This window comes from Actinoalloteichus caeruleus, from assembly GCF_049311605.1.
Classification (GTDB): Bacteria; Actinomycetota; Actinomycetes; order Mycobacteriales; family Pseudonocardiaceae; genus Actinoalloteichus_B; species Actinoalloteichus_B caeruleus.
Genome location: NZ_CP186005.1, coordinates 3032045 through 3055337 on the forward strand (window position 1 = coordinate 3032045; position 23293 = coordinate 3055337).

The following is a 23293-nucleotide window of genomic DNA, read 5'->3' on the forward strand; positions in this document are numbered from 1 at the left end:
GACGTGCCGTGGTGGTCGCTCCGAAGCCAGCCCGCGACGCGTGACCGGAGCCGGCCCGCGGTCCCGCGCGGGACCAGTCGTACCGCCCGGACCGCCCGGCCCCGCGGTGAGGCTCAGACGCGCTCGACGACGCGCGGCGCGCCGCTGTCACCCGTGTGCCGCCGTTGTCCCACCGCACGGATCGGGGCGAGCAGCAGGGCGGTGACGGTGAGCGCCTGGATGCCCATGATCATGGCCTGGGTGACGGGGTGCTGGACGTTGAGCAGGACCATCGTCGCGTTGACCGCGAAGTGCGCCGCCACCGAGCCGACGACGCCGGCGCGTTCGTAGGCGCAGCAGCAGAGCATGGCCATCGGAATGGAGCTGACGGCGAAGAGCACGCCGCTGGGAGTCGTGAGACCGAGCTGGTGTTGGACAGTCCCGGCGATGAAGAACAGCGGCAGGTGCCACACGGCCCAGACGGCGCCCAACACCAGGCCCACCTGGAAACGGCTCATCGACGCGCGCATCCTCGGGTACGCGGTGCCGCGCCAGCCCGGCTCCTCGGCCAGCGGTCCGGAGATCACCATCATGACGAGGAACAGCACGGGCCCCTGGGCGCTCATCATCTCCAACCCGGAGTCGAAGCTCGGCGTCGGCCCGTCACCCGCGCCAGCCAGGAACGCGCCAGCCAGCACGGTCGCCGAGGCCAATGCCAGGAGGACGGGAACCCAGACCAGCAGGGGGATCCGGAACCGCGCAGCGTGTTCCGGGACGGCCTCCCGCCGCCGTCCTCGGCGGATGCGGATCACGAGCGCCGCGATCGAGGGCCCGAACGCTCCGAACAGGTGGGGCAGGACGGCGGGCGGGTTCACCGCGGGCCCGCCCATCGCGATCGCCACGCCCCAGGACGCCCAGCTGACGACGAAGGAGATCGCCATGAACAGGACGAGGTCGCCGCGGTACGGGCTGGTCGATGGTGACGTGGACATGCCAGGTACTCCTCGTGTCGAGTGCGGGGTGTGGGAAGCGGCGGTCAGGCGCCGGGGACGGCGTCGAGCTGGCGCCCGAGCCAGGTGGTGACCAGCGCGAGCAGCTCGGGATCGACCGGTTGCCGCAGCAGCCGCCGGTAGGAGCGCAGGGTGTGGCGGCCGGGGTCGCGGCGCAGGACGTGCGTGAGGTCGGGCACGCGGTGGGTCTCGGCTCCGCCCGGCACCAGCCCAGCGATGGTGGCCAGGTCGGCTGGGTCGACCTGGATGTCCTTGTCACCGGTGACGGCCAGGACGTGGGCCTTCGCGGCGGCGAGGTCGTCGCGCGTGTCGTGGACGAGCATCTCGCGCATCCACCGGGCGTTGACCGGGATCCCCGCGAGGCGCGCCACGTCCGTGTCGGTCCGCCGGAGACGGTCGAGGACGCGGTCGCCCACCGCCGCGAGCGGGCGCCGCAGCAGTCGGAGGGGTGCGGGCAGACCGCCGAAGATCGAGCCGGCCTGCCAACGCATGGCCTCCTCTCCAAGGCGGGCGTAACCGGCCAGCAGCACCACGGCCCGCACGTCCCCGTGGGCCGCGAGGGACATGGCGTGCAGGGCGCCCTCGCTGTGCCCGAGGGCTCCGACGGCGTCGGCGCGGACGGCGGGGTGCGCGGCCAGCGCCCGCACCGCAGCCTCGGCGTCCCGGCGGTTGCCGGTGAACCCAGCGGCCTGCCAGACGCCGGGCGTGGCGCCGGCGCCACGCCGGTCGTAGCGGAGCGTCCCCATCCCCTCGGCGGCGAGTGCCGAGGCCAGGGCTGGGCCGAGGTTCGTCGGCAGCTTCGGGGTGTTGCCGTCGCGGTCCAGCGGACCGGAACCGTGCAACAGCAGGACGGCGGGGTGCGGCCCGGGCCAGGCGGGCAGTGTCAGCGTGCCGGCCAGGGGAGTCCCGTCATCCGCGGTGACCGTCATGTCGAGGTCGGGCAACGTTCCACTCCATCTCACATTGTTCTCAGCGGCGATAACGTTATCAGATGTGAGATCATCAGCTCATGGCAACCGCGGATCTTCTCCTCCACCCCGTCCGGCTGCGCATCCTGCAGACCCTGTTGGGGGCCGGCGAGCTGACCACCGGACAGCTCCGTGACCGGCTACCCGACATCCCGGCGGCGACCATGTACCGGCACGTCGCGGCCCTGGCCCAGGCCGAGATACTGGAGGTGGTGCGGGAGAGGCCCGTGCGCGGCACCGTCGAACGCAGCTACCGGGTCCGCCAGGACCGGGCCCTCGTCGACGACGACGCCCGCGGCACCATGACCAAGGACGACCACCGCCGAGCGTTCACCGTCTTCAGTGGAGCGATGCTGGCGGACTTCGACCGGTACCTCTCCCGTGACGACACCGAACCCGCCCGGGACAACCTGCTCTACCGCCAGGGCGTCGTCTGGGTCACCGACGAGGAGTTCGCCGAACTCGTCGAGGAGATCGAGGCCGCCGTCGAACGTCGCACCCGCACCGCTCCCGGTGACGGCCGCGCCCGCCACATCATCAGCCTCGGCCTGGTCCCCGACAGACCAGTGTGACCTCGCGGCCCGACCCGCCGCCCCCAGCCGGACGGCAACGGCCGTTGGCGTCGCCGTGTCGCGCGGGAATTCTCGCCAGGGGGTGACGGGGCGGGCCCGCACCGGGGAACGTCGAGGCGAGCGCGCCCGTTCAGCGGAGCTGAACCAAGGGGCCGATCCTGGCCTCGCCCCGCCTCACTCGGCCCGGCAAGGGGCGAGGACCCACCGGTGCGGAGACGGGGCGTTGGCGCACGGCGCGGGCTCGCGGTGGCGAACTCCCCCGATGGCCGACGTCGGCCGGACTTGCCGCCAGCGTCCCTACATCGCTTCACTCTTAGGAATTTATGGTTTAACGTGCGCCGCATCTGCCGGAGGGCAGGCTGCCGGACCTGGGAACCAGGCCCGGATCCAGGGCGAGGAGGCCAAGGTGCGGACACTGTCGCTACGCCCGGTCGTGACACCGTTGACCGGCCATCTCCGGATGGGCGAGCCCGACGGGACCCCGGACCGGATCACCGCGACCAGCACCCACCTCGTGCGCGGTGGACGTCCCTGGTTCCCCGTCATGGGCGAGATCCACTTCACCCGGTGCCCGCGCTCGACCTGGCGGGAACGACTGCTCAACATGCGCGCCGGTGGTGTGACCGTCGTGGCCACCTACCTGTTCTGGCACCACCACGAGGAGCACCGTGGGGAATTCCGGTTCGACGGCGACCGGGACCTGCGCGCCTTCGTGCGGTTGGTCGGCGAGTGCGGCATGGACGCCGTGGTGCGCATCGGCCCCTGGGCGCACGGCGAGGCACGCTACGGCGGGTTCCCGGACTGGGTCGTGCGCTCGGGAACCCGCACCCGCACCGACGACCCGGCCTACCTCGACCTCGTCCGCCCCTACTACACGCGGATCGGCCAGGAGCTGACCGGCCTCTACCACGCCGAGGGCGGCCCCATCGTGGCCGTCCAGGTCGAGAACGAACTCCACGACCAACCGGAACACCTGCGGACCCTCAAACACCTCGCGCGCGACGCCGGGATCACCCCCGCGCTGTGGACCGCCACCGCCTGGGGCCCCGCCGAACTGCCCTCGGACGAGTTCCTCCCGCTCTACGCCGGATACCCGGAGGCGCCCTGGGACGACGCGCACCCCGGCTGGACCCGCCACGCACGGCGGCACTTCTTCTTCACCGAATTGCGGGACGACAACACCGTGGGGGCCGATCTGCGTCTCGAGCCCACCGCCGGAACCGGGCCTCCCCTCGACCGCTACCCGTTCGCCACCTGCGAGCTCGGCGGCGGCGTCCAGCCCACCTACCACCGTCGACCGCTGGTCGACCCGGACGACATCGCCGCCCTCGCGCTGACCAAGATCGGATCCGGGTCGTCCTGGCAGGGCTACTACATGTACCACGGCGGCACCCATGTCACCGACGCCGCGACCGGAATGCAGGAGTCGCTGGACACCGGATACCCCAACGACCTGCCCGTGGTCAGCTACGACTTCCAGGCGCCGCTGGGCGAGCACGGGCAGGTTCGCCCCACCTACGGAGCCCTCCGGCTGCAACACCACCTCCTGGCGGCCGCCGGCCGCCGCCTCGCGCCGATGCGGTTCGTCGAACCCGACCAGACGCCCCGTGACCTCGACGACCGGGACACCCTGCGGTGGGCCGTCCGCACGGACGGGACCTCCGGGATGGTCTTCGTCAACAGCCACCAACCCGGTGGCGAGACGCTCGCCGCGCACGACGACGTCCAGTTCCGCCTGCTCGGCCCCGACGGCCCCCTGGACCTCCCCAGTGAACCCGTCACCATCCCCACCGGCGCCTACTTCGCGTGGCCGTTCCGCTGGCCGTTGCCCGGCGAGGCGGTACTGGAATCCGCCACCGCCCAACTCGTGACCACACTGGACGACCTCGTGGTCCTGACCCGCACCGCCGGGATCGCGGTCGAGCTCATCGTCTCCGGCATCGACGCGACGCGGGTCGAGAGCCCGCACGCCTCCGTCGACGACCTCGGGGCCGGCCGCACCCGAATCCGGGTGCCCGAACCGGGGCCCGAGGCCCTGATCGACCTCGGCGCGCTCCGGGTGCTGGTGCTCGACGAGGACACCGCGCGTCGCACCGCGATCGGTGAGCTTTGGGGCGCCCGTCGCCTCGTGGTCGGGGACGGGGTCCACCTCGTACCCGACGGCGAACACCTCCACCTCGAGTGCGGGCCCGGCGGAGGGGCGCTCCTCATCCACCCGGCGCCCGCCGCGTCCGCCCCGCCGGCGGTGGTGGCTGACGGGGAGGACACGGCCGCGCCGTTGACGCTGCGGTCGGGCGGCACCATCGGCACCTTCGCCCGCGTCGAGGTCGACGCCCCACCCGCCGCCCCCGAGGTGGGACTGGTCGAACTGGCGGCGGCCACCGGACCGGCCCCCCAACGCCGGGGCGGGCCACTGCGACGAGCCGCCGCCCCCCGGGACGACGACTACGCCACGGCCGCCGCCTACCGCGTCGACCTCGACGAGAACGCCTTCGCCGGCACCCACCGGCTGCTGCTGCGACTCGACTGGGTGGGTGACGCGGCGCGGGCCGAACTCGACGGCACGCTGGTCGCCGACCAGTTCTGGAACGGGGCGCCCTGGGACATCGACCTGGGCCGGCACCGCGAGGCGTTGCGCCACGGTGGGCGGCTCGTCCTGCGTCTGCTGCCGTTCGACCCCACGGCGGCGATCCACGTCCGCGACGACCTCCGTCCGAATGACGTCACCCTCCGCCTCGACGGCGTCCAGCTCGTCCCGGTGTACCGGGCCACCATCGCACCCGGCCCGTCATGACCACGGCCGCCCTCGCCAGCGGCCGGTCCGTCATCATCCCCCGCGTTCGACCCGATCCACCACCGCGCACCAGCGGGCCGGTACTCCCAGGCGAGGGGCCGTCCCCGCGGCGGGAGCCGGCCGCTCGCTCGCCGGCCGGCCGGAGACGCCGTCAGCGTCGAGCAACCGCCGGTCGTCACGGCACGCGAGCCCAGCCACCCCGTCCGGCGACACCCACCGGGACTGCCTCATCCACCCCCGGCCCGGCGGAGCATGTCAACCACGACCGACGTCGAGGACGATCGCGGCGGAAGCGGGAACGCGCGCTGGGGACAGTGGCCCACCGAGGTGGGGGCGTGTTCGATCCCGGCCCCGATCCGCTCCTGATCTCGACCGACCCGGTGCCGGGCTGACGGAACGAGCCGGCCAACCGCCCGGGCCTGACGGCGCCGGGCATTCTGGTGCCCCAGCTGACGTTCCCCGCCGCGGCCGACGATGAGCGCCAACGCCGAACCGCCTACGGTCAGGCACGCCCCTCGGTCGGGAACGAGGCACCGGTCAGGTTTTCGGACACCCGCCACATCCGGTCTGCCTCGTCCTCGCTCCGAAGCCGTGAGTAGAGGACCTGCTCGGCGGGCGCACCGGACAGGTGCCCGAGACCGCTCGGTCCGTACAGGCGTCCCCCGCGTGCGGCCGGCGACGTCGCGGCCATCAGGGCCGGCAGCAGAGCGGTCCCGACCGTTCCGGCGAGCACGCCGCGGCGGGCCAACGCGCGGATGAGGCGCACTCCCAGCGTGTCCCGGTCCCGACCGATCTCGGAGCGCGCGGCCAGCAGGCTGGTGGGGGCGATACCGGGGTGGGCGAGGTTGCTGGTGATTCCCCAGCCACCGGCCTGGCTGCGCCGATCCAGCTCCAGGCCGAACAGCCCGAAGGCGATCTTCGACTGGCTGTACGCGCGACGCCCGTGGTATGACCGCTCCCAGTTCAGGTCGTCCCAGTTGATGGCGTTCTGGTTCGCGGCGATGCTGATCTGCGAGGTCACGCGTGCCCGACCCGCGCGGAGCAGCGGCAGCAGGTGGGCGACGAGGGCGAAGTGCCCGAGGTGGTTGCTGCCGAACTGCAGCTCGAACCCGTCAGTGGTGGTCAGCCGGTCCGGCGGGGTCATCACACCGGCGTTGTTGACGAGGATGTGGATCGGGCGGTCCTCGCCGCGCAGCGCCGCGCCCAGCGCGGCGACGGACTCCAGCGACGAGAGGTCGAGCTCCCGGAGGGACAGCGCCGCGCCCGGGTGCCGCCGCGCGATCCTCTCGATCGCCGCTTCGCCCTTGCGGGTGTTACGAACGGGCATGACGACCTCGGCGCCCGCCCCGGCCAGGCGGGCGGCCAACCCCAGTCCGACCCCGTCGCTGGCGCCGGTGACGACGGCGAGCCTCCCGGAGAGATCAGGAACGGTGATGTCCGGTTGGGTTCGTGCCATGTGCTGCTCCTGGTCTCCCTCGACAGTGCTGTGGCCCCAGGGTGAGTCTGACCCGGAGCGGTATCCACGGCCTCCCGATCCCAGGCGGGTCAGGCCCAGGCAGCCCAGCGCGGAGAGGGGGATCAACGATCCGAGGCGAGCCACCCGGCGCCGAGGGCACACTGAACGGCACCGGGACGAGGAAGGGGACCACGGGCGTGATCGATCGAGTTGGGCTCGCCGAGTTCCTGCGCCGCCGCCGGGAGTCGCTGCAACCCGAGGACGTCGGCCTCCCACGTGGTCAACGGCGCAGGACCGCCGGCCTCCGCCGGGAGGAGGTCGCGATGATCTGCCACATCTCCACCGACTACTACAGCCGTCTGGAGCGGGAGCGCGGCCCGCACCCGTCCGAGCAGATGATCGCCTCGATCGCGCAGGGCCTGCACCTGTCCCTCCCCGAAAGGGACCACCTGTTCCGCCTGGCCGGGCACAACCCACCCCCGCGAGGCGCCGGCAGTGAGCACGTCAGTCCCGGTCTGCTCCGCATCATCGACCGGCTCGACGACACCCCAGCCGAGATCGTCACCGAGCTCGGCGAGACCCTCCGGCAGACCCCGCTCGGTGTCGCACTGACCGGTGACACCACCCGCTACGTCGGCCCCGCGCGCAGCATCGGCTACCGGTGGTTCACGGACCCGGCCACCCGGTCCCTGTACCACCCCGACGACCACGCGCTGCACTCCCGCGTCTTCGCCTCGGGCCTCCGCGCGATGGTCACCCTCCGAGGACCCGGATCACGAGCCGCTCACCTCATGGAACTCCTGCTCGCCCGGAGTGCGGAGTTCCGGGCGGTGTGGGACGAACACGAGATCGGCATTCACTACAACGGCGTCAAACGTTACGCGCACCCGGAGGTCGGGGCCCTGGAACTGACCTGCCAGATCCTGCTCGACCCCGACCAGTCCCACCGCCTCCTCGTCTACACCGCCGCTCCCGGCAGCGAGAGCCACGAGAAGTTGCGGCTCCTCTCCGTGCTCGGGCCGCAACGCACGACGTCGCCGGAGACGTGACGCCCGTCCCCATCGGAGGTGGGCGGATCGCGTGGTCGTGGCGCCCTCCAGCATGTCGTGTGATGGGTCCGGGGTACGGAGGCGGTTCGGGCACCTCCCCTCGAGCCGGACCCGACACGAGCGAGGACGGCCAGGGGCACCCCTCACCCCTGGTTCCCGGTGGGGTCGCGAGCCAGGTGGGAGGTGACCAGGGCCGGCCGGAACTGGGATCCCACCACGGCATTCAGCGGGAAACCGGGTGGGAGCCGTACGTGGCGAACGGCCCCGGCGCGCGGCGCCCGGACACCCACATCCTCCGGGTGCACGTCAGATCAGGCACAGGAGTCGTGACTGGACCGTCCCGCGTGGTGGGTGTGGGTCGTTCCGCCGCCCGTCCCACCCTCGGCCCGGACGTGGGGACCCCGGGCCGAGGTTCGGAGGCCGGTTCACCCAGCACCGCACGGCGGGGTGAACCGATCCGCGTCCTGGCGGGTGACCCTGGCGGGTTCTGAGGGAAGGGCCAGTGCCCGCCCGCCTCGTTGGCGGGACAACCACCTCGGCGAAATGAGCGGTGAACGACGGCGACGCGGTTCCCGGGGCCAGGGCCGAGGAGTTCTCGGGACGACGACAACGCGGTGAGATATCCCGTGACCTGGTCAGCGCGGCGACCGGTTCGGTGCCGGCCGCGTCGAACCGAATCGGATTGACTAGAATCCGCCAACGATGCGGGCAGGGGTTGTCCGCAGTGCGCGGACCAGAGTCCGACGACGGCCGAACGGACGATCGGCTGGCGTCCTTTCGGCCGATCAGGTTGATTGGTTGGTTGTCCTCGGAGTAGGGCTCTGGAAAAGTCACCGAGCCAGATCGCCTTGCGATCTCGAACAGTGTTCCCCGTACCGACGAGCGTGAGGAGCATGCGGAACTGATGCGGACCGTGGCTGTGATGAACTACAAGGGTGGCGTGGGGAAGACGACCCTGACCGCCAATCTTGGTGCGATCGCCGCGAGGCGGGGAATGCGGGTGCTGCTCATCGACCTTGATCCGCAGACCAACCTGACCTTCTCGTTCTTCTCGATCGACGAGTGGCAGGACGCGATCAAGGATTCGTGCACGATCAAGCAGTGGTACGAGGGTGACATGCCGGGGCGGGACATCTCCCTGTCGGATCTCACGCTCACCCCGGAACGGGTCAACAGGGCGTTGCGCGGTACCGGCCGCCTCGACGTGATCTCGTCGCACCTCGGGCTCATCGACATCGATCTCCAGCTCGCCGCCCTCCTCGGCGGGAACACCACCCTGGGCGGGGCTCAGCGGAAGTTCCTCGACCTGCACGGCTGCCTGCGGCGCGCGCTCGAGGACGACCACTTCGACCAGTACGACCTCGTCCTCATCGACTGCGCACCGAACTTCGGCCTCGTCACCAAGACAGCCATCGTCGCGAGCCAGCACATCCTCGTGCCCGCGAAAGCGGACTACCTGTCGACATTGGGGCTCGACTACCTCGTCGGCAACTGCGCCATGCTCGTGGACCAGTTCAACGAATTCGTCAACCACCGAGGGCTGGACGCGCATCGCCCGATCGACCCGGCGATCCTGGGAGTGGTGTTCACCATGGTCCAGATCTACTCGCAACAGGTAATCGGGGCCCAGCAGACCTATGTCGAGGAAGTGGAAGTCAACTCCCAGGTGTCGGTGTTGAAGAGCAAGATCCGGAACAGTCCTCGTCACTTCAGTGGAGCGGGGGAGAGCGGAATTCCAGCGATGCTGGGCGCGAGGGACGAGGACGACGTGGTCAAGGAGTTCGCCGCCCTGGCCGACGAGGTGTTCGGCGCGCTCGCGTTGTCCCCGGCTGGTGAGTCGTGACCGAGCTGCGGAGACTCATCGCCCTGAACGCCCGGTGGAACGAATTCCTGGAGAACCAGGACGAGGCGACGCTCGACGCCCTCATCGACGGCGCGATCCGGCTCACCACCACCAACGTCGAGGGAATCCGTGATGACGCGGCACAGCGCGGAGGAGCTCCCACTACCAGCCCTCCGGAGGGCGACGTCCTGTCACCCGACGACCCGAGGCAGGTGACGTCGACCCTTTCCGCCTTGACCTCGGAGAACGATCGGCGGGCCTACCTGGACACGCTGCGGCTCACCGTGAAGCAACTCCGCGCGGTGGCCAAACTGCGCGGCCTGACCCGTTACAGCGGGCTCACGCGTGCCGCGCTCGTCACCCTCCTCGCCAGCGGTGGCCCGGAGCGGGACGACACGGACACGGCGCACCCGGGCACACCCCCCGGCGACGAACCCACCGCTACCCGGACCGGACAGCACCACGCTCCCGCCGCACCCCGGTCGTCGACCCCGTCGTCGACCGGAGGGGCCCCGGTGGTCGAGGTCGACGCGGCGGCCATCGCGACGCGGCTTCGCCGGACCGAGACGGAGGAGGACGGAGCCGCCTATCTCGACGCCCAGGGACTGGACCGGGAGGGACTGCTGGCTGTCGCCGCCGAATTGAGGCTCACCCGAATGGACCGCCTGTCCAGGACCGAACTCAGGCGAAGGGTGCTCAAGCAGGCGATCGGTGCCCGCCGCAAGTTCGCCGGACTGAGGAAGTGGTGAGGCTCCAGTGACCGCTCAGGTGGAACTGGGACGTGGCGGCGCCGGCGGCCGGGCCAGGTACCTCATCGACGGGCGCCGCGTCACGGTCGCGGACCTGGTGGAGGCGGGTCTGGTCCAGGCCGGTGCGAAACTCCGGTTCACCCGGAACCGGATCGGGGAGATCCACCAGGCGACGATCACCGAGCAGGGCCGCATCCGCCTGGACAGCGACGGCGAGGAGTTCCGGTCGCCGTCCAGGGCGGCCATGGTGGCAGCGGGGATGCGAGCGGTCGACGGCTGGCGGGTGTGGTTGGTCGTCGACCAGGACCGACTGCTGGACGCGGTACGCCAGGAGCTGCTCGACCAGGCGATCAGCGAAGGCGACCGACCCCACCGGGACACCGCGCGGCCGAGCGTCCACGAGCGCCTGCGACAGGCCCGTCAGCGCGCCGAGGCGCGCGAACCGGAACGCGTCACCGTCCGTGAACTCCTGACGTACTGGGGAGCCGAGGACCGGGGCGACCAGGTGAGCCAGATTGAAGCGGACCTGGCCAACCACGGGTTGGTGACCTCGCCGAGCTTCCGCGCGGTGACGCTCGACACTGTGGTCGCGCTGACCGTTCCACCCGACGGCGCGGAGGGGAGCCTCACGGCGGAGGGCGCCGGGGGCGACGACATCCGGATCGTCGACGAGGACGAGGGGGACGACGACCTGAACGTCCGCCTCACGGTGGGCAACCTGTCGCCGCTGGCCGGCGTGGAGTTCGTCAAGCCCGACGGCGCGCTGGTCGAGGCGATTACGAAGATGACCCTCAACGACTACTCCCAGTTGGCCGTACTGAACGGCACCCGAAACCTGCGCGGAGCCGTGACGTGGCGTTCGATCGCACGCGCCCTGCAACGCAAGCCCGACGCCAGCGTCGCCGACGCGATCGACCCACAGGTGGAGGTCGTCTCCTACGACCGCGACCTCTTCGAGATCCTCCCCGTACTGCAGAAGCGCGACTTCGTGTTCGTCCTGGACGAGACGAAGGCGATCAAGGGGATCGTCACCACGGCGGACGTGGCCCATCGTTACGGCGAAATGGCCACCCCGTTCTTCCAGCTGGGCGAACTGGACCAAACGCTGCGCTGGGTCCTGCGGCGCAACTTCGACATCGACACGGTCCGCTCGATCTGCGGCCGGCCGACCACGAGCTTCGAACGACTCACCATCGGCGACTACCAGCGGGTTCTGGAGCACGACGCGATGTGGCGGAGGTTGGGCTGGCCGTTGGACCGGGCCACCTTCATCGCGCGGTTGAACGAGATCCGGGCCATCAGGAACAAGATCATGCACTTCCACCCGGACCCGATACCCGAGGACGCCGTGGACAAGCTGCGGATGTTCAACCGCCTGTTGCGCGACTACCGGGGACCGACCTAGTCCAGGGTTCCGTGGCGCCCATCCGGCGATGGTCGAGGAGCACGGGGTGGTGCGGGTCAACCGTCGTCCGGGTGCAAGCCAAGCCTTCGTCACCAGGAGGGGCCGCCTCGTCGGTGACGGGGCGTCGGCCCGGAGCGGCCAGCGGTGGCGCCACGCGCGTTCCCCTGCCGTGCGAACGCCTCCGACCATCCGAGGTGACGACCTGATCGGACCGCCGGTAGGAGTCCGTGCTCGCTTCTGGGGGAGGGGGCGCCCCAGGGGCCGGCTTCGGGCAGCCCTCCAGGTTCGGCGATCGGGGCCGAGGCAGCCCTGTGGCCAGTCGCTGGGAGCCAGGGCGTCCCCGCTGGTGGGAACAGGAGCACCGCTCTCCTGGTACGACCCCGGCCGCTCACGGGGTTCCTGTCCCGACGCGGTGGGGCGGATGTGCCCAGGTCGGGACAGGAGGACGGGCGCCGGTACCAGCTCCGAGTCGGGAGCGGACACGAAGCAGCGCCGGAACGAGGACACCGCGACCGCCAGGGACACCCGGAGGCCCCTACGAGGAAGGACGGACCCGGAATGACGAACGAGCCACCCTCGACACAGCACCTCACCGCGCTCGCCGCGCCCGACGCGCTCATCGACTGGCGGCTCGCCGTCTGCTACGAGACGGCGCACACCACCGGCATCCTCGACGAACTGCCCGCGACGGCAGCGGACATCGCCGACGCTCGGGACCTGGACCCCGACGCCGTCCGGGCGGTCCTGTTCGTCCTCGCCGGATGGCACTACGCCACCGTCGACGAACACGACGTCTTCTCCCTGGGGCCTAACCGGCCACAGCCGCACGAGCGCGCGGCACTGGCCCAGCATGGCTCGTGGATCCGACGCTGGGCCGCGCTCGTGCCCCGACGGGTCCGCGACCGGAAGGCGACGGCGCCGGACACCCCGCCGCCGATGGATCCGGCGACCGGGCTCGCCCTGCTGGAATCAGCCGGTCGTCCTTTCGTCAGCGCTGTCGTGGACACCTGCCTGGACGGGTGGCGGCCACGGACCGGTGATCGGGACAGCGCCCACGTGTTGGACCTCGGTGGTGGGCACGGCGCCTACGCCCGGGAGTTCGCCCGGCGCGGTTGCATCACCACGATGCAGGATCTGCCCGGGGTCATCGAGTTGGCGAGGGCGGACGGACGCTCCGCCGCCGCCGGTGTCGAACTCGTCGCCGCCGACGCCGTCACCGACCTGGCCCCAGGGCCCTTCGACCTGGTCCTGTGCGGCAACCTCACGAACCTCTTCCCACTCGACCAGGTCCGGGATCTCCTCAACCGACTGCGTGACGTGCTCGCTCCCGACGGCCAGGTGGCCATTGCGTCCTGGCTTCGTGACCACGGCCCGGTCGGTGCCGCGTTCGGCGTCCAGATGCTCGTCGCTACCACGGCCGGTGATGCGCACGGCGAGAGCGACTACCGGCGCGTGTGCGCCGACGCCGGGTACACGGATATCCGCTTCGTGGATGTCGATCACGCACGCTTCACCGTGGTGCTCGCCCGGCCGGCACCGACGACCTGACCGCTCGTCTTCGGCCTGGCCATCCCGGCGCGATCGACCGGGTTCGTGGTTGGTCGCGAGCAGCGGGCGACGGGTGGTCAGCCCGGCTGATCTCTGCCCGTGTTGGTGGACTTCCGCGCCGGCCCGGGGAGGCACGCTTGAAGCCGCCTCCTCGGGAACCAGGAGCCTGCCCTGCCCACTCCCGGCCGAGGAGCGGGCGAGTACCGGGCAGGGTGTGTCGTCACCTGGAGGGACGCCCGGCGCCGACGTCCACCGACCTCGACGGCACCCGGAGCGGCGTACGCGACCCGGCCCCGCGAGCGGGTTCGGCACGGACGTGGCAGCGGTCGAGGAAGCCGGCGCACCTGATGCCTTCGCGGTTGGGCGCGGGTGTGGCTGCCGCGAGGTCCCGTGGCGGGCGGTGTGCTCGGCAACGAGGACTGGGGCGCGGCCGTACGTGGTGGGGGACCTGGTCCGCCACGGCCCCAGTCCGGGAGATGGGGGAGCACCCGGTGCGGCCGCGGGGCATGTCGTGTCGAGGTCCGTCCCTTGGCTCCAGGCTCGGCGGGGGCTGGCCGAGCATCCCTCGGACGGTGTGCCCGCGTGGGACAGAGGTGCCCGTTCCGGCGAACCGGTCGAAGGGTGAGGCGTTCCTCCGCTGCCAGTGCGCCGGTCATCCTCGCCAGGCGTGCAGCATCCGTGCCATGAGCTGGAAGGGGAGGGCCTGTCCGGAGACCTGGTCGACGGTGCCGGCCAGGTGGAGGTCGAGTTCCGGGCAGTGGAACAACCAGGTCCCCGTGGCTCCCGAGTGGCCCACGAGCGTGAGGGGCGGTCTCCCCGCGGTCATCAGCCGCCCCACCGTGTAGACCATGGTGCCGAGCCCGTACCGGAGGACCGGGATGTCGCGGAGCCGGTTCCGCCGCTCGGTCAGGAGGTCCACGGACCGGGCGTGGTCGAGGACCTCGCCGGCCAGCAGGGCCCGCTGGAAGGTGAGGAGATCGCGGTTGGTGCTGATCAGGTCGTTGCTGGACTCGATCAGCGAGGGGACTTCGACGCGGCGTCGACCGGAGTGGAGCGGTAGCGGCGGTCCCGTGTGCGTGTCCAGCCGGGGGTGGCCGGGGAGCCACGTGCGGGTGAGGCGGAGCGGGGTGGTGATCCGGTCCGCGAGGAGATCGGCGAACGGCCGCCCGGTCACCGCCTCCAGGATGCGGATCAGCAGTTGGAAGCCGGTGTCGGAGTAGCGGGCCTTCTGCCGGGGGGCCGACAGGTCCTGTGGCGCGAAACGCGGGCGCTGCTGCTCCCGGACGACCCGCAGCATGTCCTCGAACGTCCACGCCTGGTCCCGACCGGCGCGGAGGTGCTCAGCCAGGCCGGGGCCCGAGCGCCGCTTCCCGAAGTGGTCGGGGAGCCCGGACGTGTGGCTCGCCAGGTGGCGAACGGTGATCTCCGGTGTCCGCTCCGTCCCCCGGAACACGTGGAGTCCGGCGGTGGTCTCCACGGGCAGGTAGTTGGTGATCGGCGCGGACAGTTCCAGTTCGCCGCGCTCGTGCGCCTGGAGCACGAGCGCGATGACGAACCGTTTGGTGATGCTCGCGGCGAAGAACGGGCTGTCACGACGCGGTACGGGCTCGTCGCTGGCGGGAGCGCAGGCGCCCGACCAGCGGAGCTTCCCGTCGCCGGACTCGACCGCGGCGCTGACGTGGTGTACCCGGCGGCGCGCGACGAGAGTCCGCACCAGCCGTGTCAACCGCGCCGCGACCTCAGCGGTGACCGAGTTGTCGGGGGCGGATCGCGTCGCGAGTGGGGATGGCACGGCGAACTCCTCTGGTTTGCCCTGACACGGACGTGTCTCTTAGACATGTCTAGTAGACATGTCTAAGAGAGTCAAACGGCTAGACTGCCCGCCATGGCACACGTCATCCTCGGGCTGTTGCTGATCGCCCCGCAGAGCTTCTACGCCCTCGTCAGGGCGTTCGAGGCCAGCGTGACGCTCTTCTACAGCGCCAGCTCCGGCAGCATCAAACGCGCGCTTGACGGCTTGCTCACCCGGGAGCTCGTCGAGGTGGCCAGCACCCAGACCGGGGGCCGGGGCAAGAAGACGTACCAGGTGACCGAAGCCGGTCGGCGGGAGTTCCGCGCGTGGATGACGGGGGAGCTGGCCGGACGGGATCTGGAGAGCGCCGCGCTGTCCCGGCTCTACTTCCTCGGCCTCGTCGAGCCCTCGGAACGGGTGGCCGTCCTCCGCCGCATCGAGGCGCGCGTCGAACATGATCTGGCGAAGTTCTCACGACTCGACGAACAGCTCGACACGGTGAAAGTCCCGGAAGGACTCACCGAGGTCGCGGCCAGCCAGCGCGCCACCCTCGCCTACGGCATCGCCTCGCTCCAGTTCATGCTGGACTGGTTCCGCGACCACGCCGAGCGCCTGGACGGCACACCACCCGACCAAGCCCGGACTTCGCGCGAGCATGGGCGCCGCGACCAGGCCCGACCCTAGATCGGGCCCCGCCGGCACCGCCGCCCGCGAGGGCGAGCCGTCGCGGTCCGGTCGAGGAACCGTTCCGGGCACCGCTGCCCACCGCCAGAACGTTCCCCAGCGAGCTACCGCCAACCCTCCTGGCGATGACGGCGAGGACGGGGTCGGCCTGACGCGTCACCGGTCGGTCCCGCCCTCCGCCGGCTTCCGACGCAGCGTGTAACCCGCGTGGTGGAGCGTGTCGCCGTCGAACTCACCGAACGCCCAGAACCCGAGGTCGTCGAGGTAGTCGATCCGGTCGCCCCGAACCCAGTACCGCCCCTCGAACGCGTGCGTCCGACCACCTCGCGTCTCGTCGTAACGGCCCTCGGCGGTCAACTCCTGGTGGAGGAAGTCCTCGGTGTCGATCCAGACACCCACCCTGGCCGGGTCGACCGGCGCCTCGGCGAGACCCGACCCGGCGTCGTCGCCCCCGGGACCGATCCGGTGGCCGTCCCACGCGACCGGCACGCCCCGCCGGAACACCGCTCGGGTGCGTTCCGGTGCCGCCAGCAGGGTCCGGGCGGCCGAGGCGAGGTCCGGTGCGTCGGCGTCGTCGAGCACGGCGAAGTCGGCGGCCCCGCCGGGGACCAGCGCGCCAACCAGTGCGGCGCGGTCCACGAGCCCGATCGGGGCGGTCGTGTCGAGCACGCTCGGGACGAGGGTGGTGCCGGTGGCCTGGATGACGATGGCGCCGTCGTCGTCGGCGGCGCGAACGATGCCGGGGCCCACGCCGACGACGAGATCACCGCCGACGAGCAGGTCGGCCCGGGTGAGGGTGCCGATCACCGGGTCGGAGGTGAGGATCGTGGCGTCGGTGATGAGGACGGGTCGTCCCGTGCCCGTGAGCACCGCGTCGAGGTCGGCCGCGGTCCAGGTGTTCGGTGTGGAGGTCATGACGACGACCCTGCTACCGCGGCGACGGGCCCGGTAGGGCACGCGGCCCCTGGGGGTAGGAGGACCAGGCAGGGACGCGGGTACGACGGGTTCCGAGCGGGGCGAGGTGCCCGGGGCGCGGTGGCGAGGTCGGCGCCACGTCCCCGCTCCCTCCACCCGACGTGCGTGCGCACGGGGCGTGACCACGACGGCCATCAATCCGTCATTCACTATGGCTTCAGTCATGAATGAAATCAATCACCCGTGACCCATCACCCCCAACCACGCTCACGTCGAGGACATTCCCCACTTGCCAGCCCCCACGCTCCACTGACCCGCCGACAGGGCGGCTCCGAGGAACTCGCCGAGCCGAAGTGCTCGGGCCGTCACCTCGCTGAGGAGGAGGTCCTGGACAGGACACGACGAACGCGTCACCGGATGAACGTGACCACCGCGGCTCGTACCCTTTCGACGTACGCGTCAAGGGCAGGAACGACCCCGCGACGAACGCACGTCGGGGGAGGACCCGGCCGCGCCCAGCCGGGTGACGGGAGCAACCAGGGGTTGGCCAGGAGGCTGCGGGGAAGGCACCTCCCTGGCCGCGCCCCGTCCCGGTCGAACCCGACCTCGGGGGACGCGGCCACCGTCGGGGCATGACCGACCGGCGAACGATCGCGCGCCGCGCCACCGGCCGGCTCTGGTGCTCGCCGAGGGTGAACCCCACCTGGCCCCGACCGGGAACATCGCCGGCACGCCCCCACCGGTCGGCCTGGACCGCACCCGCCGCGCACGCCAACGCGCGGGGCACCGGGGTGCGGTCATTCCCGACCGGTGTCGCCCATCAGCTCAATGCGGCCAGGAGATCGGCGATCAGATCGTCCGCCGACTCGATACCCACCGAGATGCGCACCAGATCCGCCGGAACCTGGAGCGGCGAACCAGCCGTGCTGAGGTGCGTCATCCGGCCGGGGTGCTCGATGAGGGACTCGACGCCCCCCAGGGACTCAGCGAGGGTGAACAACCGGGTGCGGGAGCACACCCGCAGCGCGGCCTCCTCACCGCCCTCGACGGTGAACGACACCATGCCGCCGTAGCGACGCATCTGCTTGGTCGCGATCTCGTGGCCGGGATGCTCGGGCAGCCCCGGGTAGTACACGTGCGTCACCTTCGGGTGGCGCAGCAAGGCCTCGGTCACCCTCTCGGTGTTGTCGGAGTGCTTCTCCATCCGTACTTCGAGTGTCTTGATCCCCCGCAAGGTCAGCCACGCGTCGAACGGCCCGGGGACCCCGCCGGCGGCGTTCTGGAGGAAGCCGAAGCCGGCGTCCAGCTCGTCGTCGGAGGTGACCAGCGCACCGCCGACCACGTCCGAGTGACCCCCGATGTACTTGGTAGTGGAGTGCAGCACCACGTCCGCGCCCTGACGCAGCGGGCTCTGCAGGTACGGCGAGGCGAAGGTGTTGTCCACCAGCAGTCGCGCGTCCGCCCCATGCGCCACTTCGGCCAGCAGCGCGATGTCGGCGACGTGCAGCAGTGGGTTGGTCGGTGTCTCCACCCAGAGCAGCCGCGTCGTCGGCCGCACGGCGGCACGCACGGCGTCCACGTCCGCCAGTGGTACCGGGGTGTACTCGACGCCCCACCGCGCGAGCACCTTGTCCATCAGGCGGAACGTGCCCCCGTAGGCGTCGTTGGGGATGACCACGTGGTCGCCAGGTCGGAGGATCGTGCGCAGCGCGGTGTCCGTCGCCGCCATTCCGGACGCGAAGGCCCGTCCGTGCCGGGCGCCCTCCAACGCCGCAAGGCATTCCTCCAGCGCCGAACGCGTCGGATTCCCGGTACGGCTGTACTCGTAACCGCCGCGCAGGCCCCCTACGCCGTCCTGGGCGTAGGTGGACGTCGCGTGGATCGGCACGATTACCGAACCCGTCCGGGGGTCGGGGTCCTGGCCGGCGTGGATCGCCCTGGTCGCGAAACCGTACTCGTCAGTTTCCGTCATGACAACAGGGTATCGCTGGTCGGGGTTGTCGCCTTTCGGGTGATGCCGCTACCCGCCACCGGTTCCGGTTCGTGCGGCGTATTCGCCCCAGCCGGCGCCGCCCGAGTGGGAGAATGGAGGATTTCGCGGAACGGGCCGCAGGGTGTGCGTGGGCGCGGGTGGGGGAAGGGTCGTTTCCCTGGCGGCGGATGCCGACCAGCCGGTCGCCGCCGTCGCAGGTCGGCGGGCGATGGGTTCCGCCGTCCGGACCATCGTCGACGACCTCGGAAAAATACCGACGAACCTGTATTCGCGCGATGCCCGTGAATCAGCAACCCATATTCGTGGGGGTTCGTTCCCGGAAAATGCGGGAATGTGGTCCACCGTTGGGCCGAATGCCGACTTGTCAGGCTTTCGGAAATTGATAATCTGAGCCGGCTCGATGGCCAGCCCGCATCGGGACCGCGCTCGGACAGATGTTGACCCGTGCGGTCACCGCGCTGTGCTTCGCCTGCGGTGAGCGGGGGTGGCCGTCGGGAACGAAACCGCGCGTTCGGGGGACGCGCGAATCAACATGGGGGATCACAAATGAATTCGGAACCGGTGATCGGGCAGGGACTGCCATCACGCGACGAATCCCACCACGGAGGTTCGAGTCCGGGTGAGGCGGCGCCCGTCCCCGAGGGGGTCGACGGGGAATCCCGGTCGGGGGGCCGACCACGAGGCACCCCGGGGCGGGACGGTGAGCCAGGTGCTCCCAGCCCCGGCCCGGATGACCTCCCCTCGGTGCCCCATCCCCGATCAGGACGAGGTGCCGGGATGCGGGGGACGGCGGTTATCGCCGCTGCTCCCGTTCGTCGGCGCACTCGCCACCCCCGTGCGCGAGTCGCGGCACGCGTCCACGGAGGCGGAGTCGGCGAGTCGCGCAGGCCGCCGTTCGCCCCGACCCGCGCCACCACCGAGGGGGCCGTTCCCGCCAGCGTCCTTCCCCGTCGCCGCGGGCGGCCGGTCGTCCGGACGTTTCCCTTGGCCGTTCCCCGAACGAGCTCGCGGTGGCGATTCCTCCCGGCCGGTGCCGGCCCGCCCTCCGGCGAACGCGGCACCCCGACACCGAATGCCGACGGTGGGCTGGCGACGAGCGAGGGCCACTGATGCCGAAGCGGGACGACCTCACCCACGTGCTGGTGATCGGGTCGGGGCCGATCGTCATCGGCCAGGCCTGCGAGTTCGACTACTCCGGTACCCAGGCGTGCCGGGTGCTGCGGGAGGAGGGCCTGCGGGTCAGCCTGGTCAACTCCAACCCCGCCACGATCATGACCGACCCCGAGTTCGCCGACGCCACCTACGTCGAACCGATCACGCCCGAGTTCGTGGAGCGGGTCATCGCCGTTGAACGGCCGGACGCGATCCTGGCCACCCTGGGCGGGCAGACCGCGCTGAACACCGCCATCGCGTTGCACGAGCGGGGTGTGCTGGAGCGGTACGACGTCGAACTGATCGGCGCGGACATCGACGCCATCAAGCGTGGCGAGGACCGGCAGATCTTCAAGGACCTGGTGCGCGGCCTCGGCGCCCAGGTACCGCGAAGCGCCGTGTGCCGCTCCATGGAGGAGGTCAGGGCCACCGTCGCCGAACTCGGCCTGCCAGCGGTGATCCGGCCGTCCTTCACGATGGGCGGCCTCGGGTCGGGCCTGGCGCACGTCCCCGAGGAGCTGGAGCGGTTGGCCGCGGCCGGACTCGCGGAGTCCCCGGTCAGCGAGGTGCTGATCGAGGAGAGCGTGCTCGGCTGGAAGGAGTACGAGCTGGAGCTGATGCGCGACCGCGAGGACAACGTGGTCGTCGTGTGCTCCATCGAGAACATCGACCCGATGGGGGTGCACACCGGCGATTCGGTCACCGTCGCGCCCGCCATGACGCTCACCGACCGGGAGTACCAGCACATGCGCGACGTGGGCCTCGCGGTGATCCGCGAGGTCGGCGTCGCCACCGGCGGCTGCAACATCCAGTTCGCGGTCAACCCGGACACCGGACGGATGGTCGTGATCGAGATGAACCCGCGCGTCTCCCGATCCTCCGCGCTGGCATCGAAGGCGACCGGCTTCCCGATCGCCAAGATCGCCGCGAAACTCGCCATCGGCTACACCCTCGACGAGATCCGCAACGACATGACCGGCGAGACCCCGGCCAGTTTCGAGCCGGCACTGGACTACGTCGTGGTGAAGGTCCCCCGGTTCGCGTTCGAGAAGTTCCCGGAGGCGAACCGCGCACTGACCACGACCATGAAGTCGGTCGGTGAGGCGATGGCCATCGGCCGCAGCTTCATCGAGGCGCTCGGCAAGGCACTGCGCTCGATGGAGACCAGGGCCGCCGGCTTCGGCACCGTCCCCGACCCTCCCTCCCGCGACCGCGACGCCGCAGCCCGAGCCGCGTTGGAGGCGTTGCGCACCGGACACGACGGGCGGTTGTACACCGTGGACCAGGCGCTTCGCCTGGGAGCCACCATCGAGCAGGTGCGGGAGGCCTCGGGCATCGACCCGTGGTTCGTCGAGCAGATCGCCTGGCTGGCCGACCTCCGCCGACGGATCAGCGACACCGAGGTGCTGGACGAGCGCCTGCTGCGCACCGCGAAACGAGCCGGCCTGTCCGACCGCCAGATCGCGGCACTGCGTCCCGAACCCACCGACGAGGACCAGGTACGCGCGCTGCGGCACCACCTCGGAGTGCGGCCGGTGTTCAAGACCGTCGACACCTGCGCCGCCGAGTTCGCCGCCAGGACCCCGTACCACTACTCCGCGTACGAACTCGACCCCGACGCGGAATGCGAGGTCACCGAGCAGCGCGACCGGCCGAAGGTACTGATCCTGGGGTCGGGGCCGAACCGGATCGGGCAGGGCATCGAGTTCGACTACTCGTGCGTGCACGCGGCGACGGCGCTCCGCGCGGCCCCCCACCCTCCAGGTGGGTACGAGACGGTGATGATCAACTGCAACCCGGAGACCGTGTCGACCGACTACGACACCTCCGACCGCCTGTACTTCGAGCCGCTCACCTTCGAGGACGTGCTCGAGGTGTGCCACGCCGAGCAACGGTCCGGCACCGTCGCCGGCGTGATCGTGCAGCTCGGCGGGCAGACACCGCTGGGCCTGGCACAGCGGCTCGCCGACGCCGGCGTGCCCGTGGTGGGCACCCCACCCCATGCCATCCACCTCGCCGAGGATCGGGGCGCGTTCGGGCAGCTCCTCTCCGAGGCCGGCCTGCCCGCACCCCAGCACGGCACGGCCACGTCCTTCACCCGGGCGAGAGCGATCGCCGAGGAGATCGGCTACCCGGTGCTGGTGCGTCCCTCGTACGTGCTCGGCGGGCGGGGCATGGAGATCGTCCACGACGAGCGGACCCTGGCCGCCTACGTCGACCGCGCCACCGAGATCAGCCCGGAACACCCGGTACTGGTCGACCGGTTCCTGGACGGTGCGGTCGAGATCGACGTCGACGCCCTGTTCGACGGTGCGGAGATCTTCGTCGGCGGAGTCATGGAGCACGTCGAGGAGGCCGGTGTGCACTCCGGGGACTCGGCCTGCGCGCTGCCCCCGATCACCCTGGACCGCACCCACCTCGACACCGTGCGGCGCTTCACCAGGGCCATCGCCGAGGGCCTCGGCGTCCGAGGACTGCTCAACGTCCAGTACGCCCTCAGGGACGACGTGCTCCACGTGCTGGAGGCCAACCCGCGAGCCTCGCGCACGGTGCCGTTCGTGGCGAAGGCGACCGCCGTCCCCCTGGCCAAGGCAGCCGCGCGGGTCATGCTCGGCGCGAGCATCAGCGCGCTGCGCGCGGAGGGTGTCCTGCCCGCCGAGGGCGACGGTGCGACACCGTCGCCGCACGGCACCGTCGCAGTCAAGGAAGCCGTGCTCCCGTTCCACCGCTTCCGGACAGCGGCGGGCAGGGGAGTGGACGCGCTGCTCGGGCCCGAGATGAAGTCCACCGGCGAGGTCATGGGCATCGACGTGTCCTTCGGTCTCGCGTTCGCCAAGGCGCAACTGGCCGCCGGCATGACCCTGCCGTTGTCGGGTCTGGCCTACGTCTCGTTGAGCGCACGGCAGGCGGTGGTGGCGGCTCCTGCCCTGTGCGCCGTGCGAGGGCACGGGGTCGAGCTGGTGGCCGAACCGGCGACGGCGGAGTTGTTGGCATCCCGCGGCGTTCCCGTCCGGACGTTCCCGGCCCAGCGCGGCGAGGACGAGCTGGTGCGACTGCTGGCGGAGGAGGTCGGGCTGGTGGTCGCGCTGGACCGGACTCCGTCGGCGCTCGTGGCGAGGTCAACCGCCAGCCAGTTCTCGACGGCCCTGGTGACGACCCTTCCCGGCCTGCTGGCCCTCGCCGCCGCGCTGACGGCGACGGCGGCGTCCGACTTCACGATCACCCCGTTGCAGCGGATGCGCACCACCAGCCAACCCGGCCACGACCTGCCGGCCGCCGCCCCCGGCGGAGCGGAGGGGCGGCTGGAGTACGAACTCGCGACGCTCGAACGGCAGGACCAGTGGTCGTCCCCGGTGCCGAGCACCTAGCCGAGTACGGGGCACG

The 23293-nt window shown here is 71.1% G+C and carries 15 protein-coding genes; 9 read left to right on the forward strand and 6 right to left on the reverse strand.

What is annotated here, in order from left to right; translation table 11 throughout:
• Positions 1-113: 113 nt before the first annotated feature.
• A complete protein-coding gene (locus ACOJVX_RS12350; RefSeq protein ID WP_103056746.1) occupies positions 114-971 on the reverse strand; it encodes a CPBP family intramembrane glutamic endopeptidase in 858 nt (285 codons plus the stop codon).
• 44 nt (positions 972-1015) lie between these two features.
• Positions 1016-1933: an alpha/beta hydrolase family protein gene (locus ACOJVX_RS12355; protein WP_103056745.1), complete on the reverse strand. Its 918-nt coding sequence runs from the start codon at positions 1931-1933 to the stop codon at positions 1016-1018.
• Between the two features lie 65 nt (positions 1934-1998).
• Here ACOJVX_RS12355 and ACOJVX_RS12360 point away from each other — a divergent pair, with 65 nt between their 5' ends.
• Positions 1999-2529 carry a helix-turn-helix domain-containing protein gene (locus ACOJVX_RS12360; protein WP_026417943.1) on the forward strand — a complete coding sequence of 177 codons (531 nt, stop codon included), beginning with the start codon at positions 1999-2001 and terminating at the stop codon, positions 2527-2529.
• Between the two features lie 406 nt (positions 2530-2935).
• Positions 2936-5323, forward strand: a complete 2388-nt coding sequence (locus ACOJVX_RS12365; RefSeq protein WP_422647547.1) for a beta-galactosidase — start codon at positions 2936-2938, stop codon at positions 5321-5323.
• Positions 5324-5825: 502 nt separating this feature from the next.
• Here ACOJVX_RS12365 and ACOJVX_RS12370 read toward each other — a convergent pair.
• Positions 5826-6779 (reverse strand): SDR family oxidoreductase, encoded by a 954-nt coding sequence (locus ACOJVX_RS12370; protein WP_422647548.1) that lies wholly within the window; start codon positions 6777-6779, stop codon positions 5826-5828.
• Positions 6780-6976: 197 nt separating this feature from the next.
• Between ACOJVX_RS12370 and ACOJVX_RS12375 the strand changes: the two genes are divergently transcribed.
• From ACOJVX_RS12375 to ACOJVX_RS12395, 5 genes are all read left to right on the forward strand, one after another.
• Positions 6977-7828, forward strand: a complete 852-nt coding sequence (locus ACOJVX_RS12375) for a helix-turn-helix transcriptional regulator (protein ID WP_026417951.1) — start codon at positions 6977-6979, stop codon at positions 7826-7828.
• Positions 7829-8732: 904 nt separating this feature from the next.
• A complete protein-coding gene (locus ACOJVX_RS12380; protein ID WP_026417952.1) occupies positions 8733-9671 on the forward strand; it encodes a ParA family protein in 939 nt (312 codons plus the stop codon).
• Entirely contained in the window at positions 9668-10420 is a 753-nt protein-coding gene (locus ACOJVX_RS12385; RefSeq protein WP_030104943.1) for a hypothetical protein, read from the forward strand. Before ACOJVX_RS12380 ends, ACOJVX_RS12385 begins: the two co-directional genes overlap by 4 nt.
• Before the next feature lie 7 nt (positions 10421-10427).
• A complete protein-coding gene (locus ACOJVX_RS12390) occupies positions 10428-11825 on the forward strand; it encodes a CBS domain-containing protein (protein WP_418153345.1) in 1398 nt (465 codons plus the stop codon).
• A gap of 558 nt (positions 11826-12383) precedes the next feature.
• Complete coding sequence (locus ACOJVX_RS12395) at positions 12384-13373, forward strand: class I SAM-dependent methyltransferase (RefSeq protein WP_026417955.1); 990 nt, start codon at positions 12384-12386, stop codon at positions 13371-13373.
• 652 nt (positions 13374-14025) lie between these two features.
• Here the strand turns inward: ACOJVX_RS12395 and ACOJVX_RS12400 are convergent.
• On the reverse strand, positions 14026-15165 hold the full coding sequence (locus ACOJVX_RS12400; protein WP_418153346.1) for a serine hydrolase domain-containing protein: 1140 nt from the start codon (positions 15163-15165) through the stop codon (positions 14026-14028).
• A gap of 93 nt (positions 15166-15258) precedes the next feature.
• Here ACOJVX_RS12400 and ACOJVX_RS12405 point away from each other — a divergent pair, with 93 nt between their 5' ends.
• A complete protein-coding gene (locus tag ACOJVX_RS12405) occupies positions 15259-15849 on the forward strand; it encodes a PadR family transcriptional regulator (RefSeq protein ID WP_026417957.1) in 591 nt (196 codons plus the stop codon).
• Positions 15850-16005: 156 nt separating this feature from the next.
• Here the strand turns inward: ACOJVX_RS12405 and ACOJVX_RS12410 are convergent, their stop codons facing one another.
• Positions 16006-16764, reverse strand: a complete 759-nt coding sequence (locus ACOJVX_RS12410) for an Atu4866 domain-containing protein (protein WP_026417958.1) — start codon at positions 16762-16764, stop codon at positions 16006-16008.
• An 820-nt stretch (positions 16765-17584) separates the two neighbouring features.
• Complete coding sequence (locus ACOJVX_RS12415; RefSeq protein WP_026417959.1) at positions 17585-18736, reverse strand: cystathionine gamma-synthase; 1152 nt, start codon at positions 18734-18736, stop codon at positions 17585-17587.
• A gap of 1130 nt (positions 18737-19866) precedes the next feature.
• Between ACOJVX_RS12415 and carB the strand changes: the two genes are divergently transcribed.
• Positions 19867-23277, forward strand: coding sequence for a carbamoyl-phosphate synthase large subunit (gene carB / locus ACOJVX_RS12420; RefSeq protein WP_422647549.1), 3411 nt, complete (start codon positions 19867-19869; stop codon positions 23275-23277).
• Positions 23278-23293 lie beyond the last annotated feature (16 nt).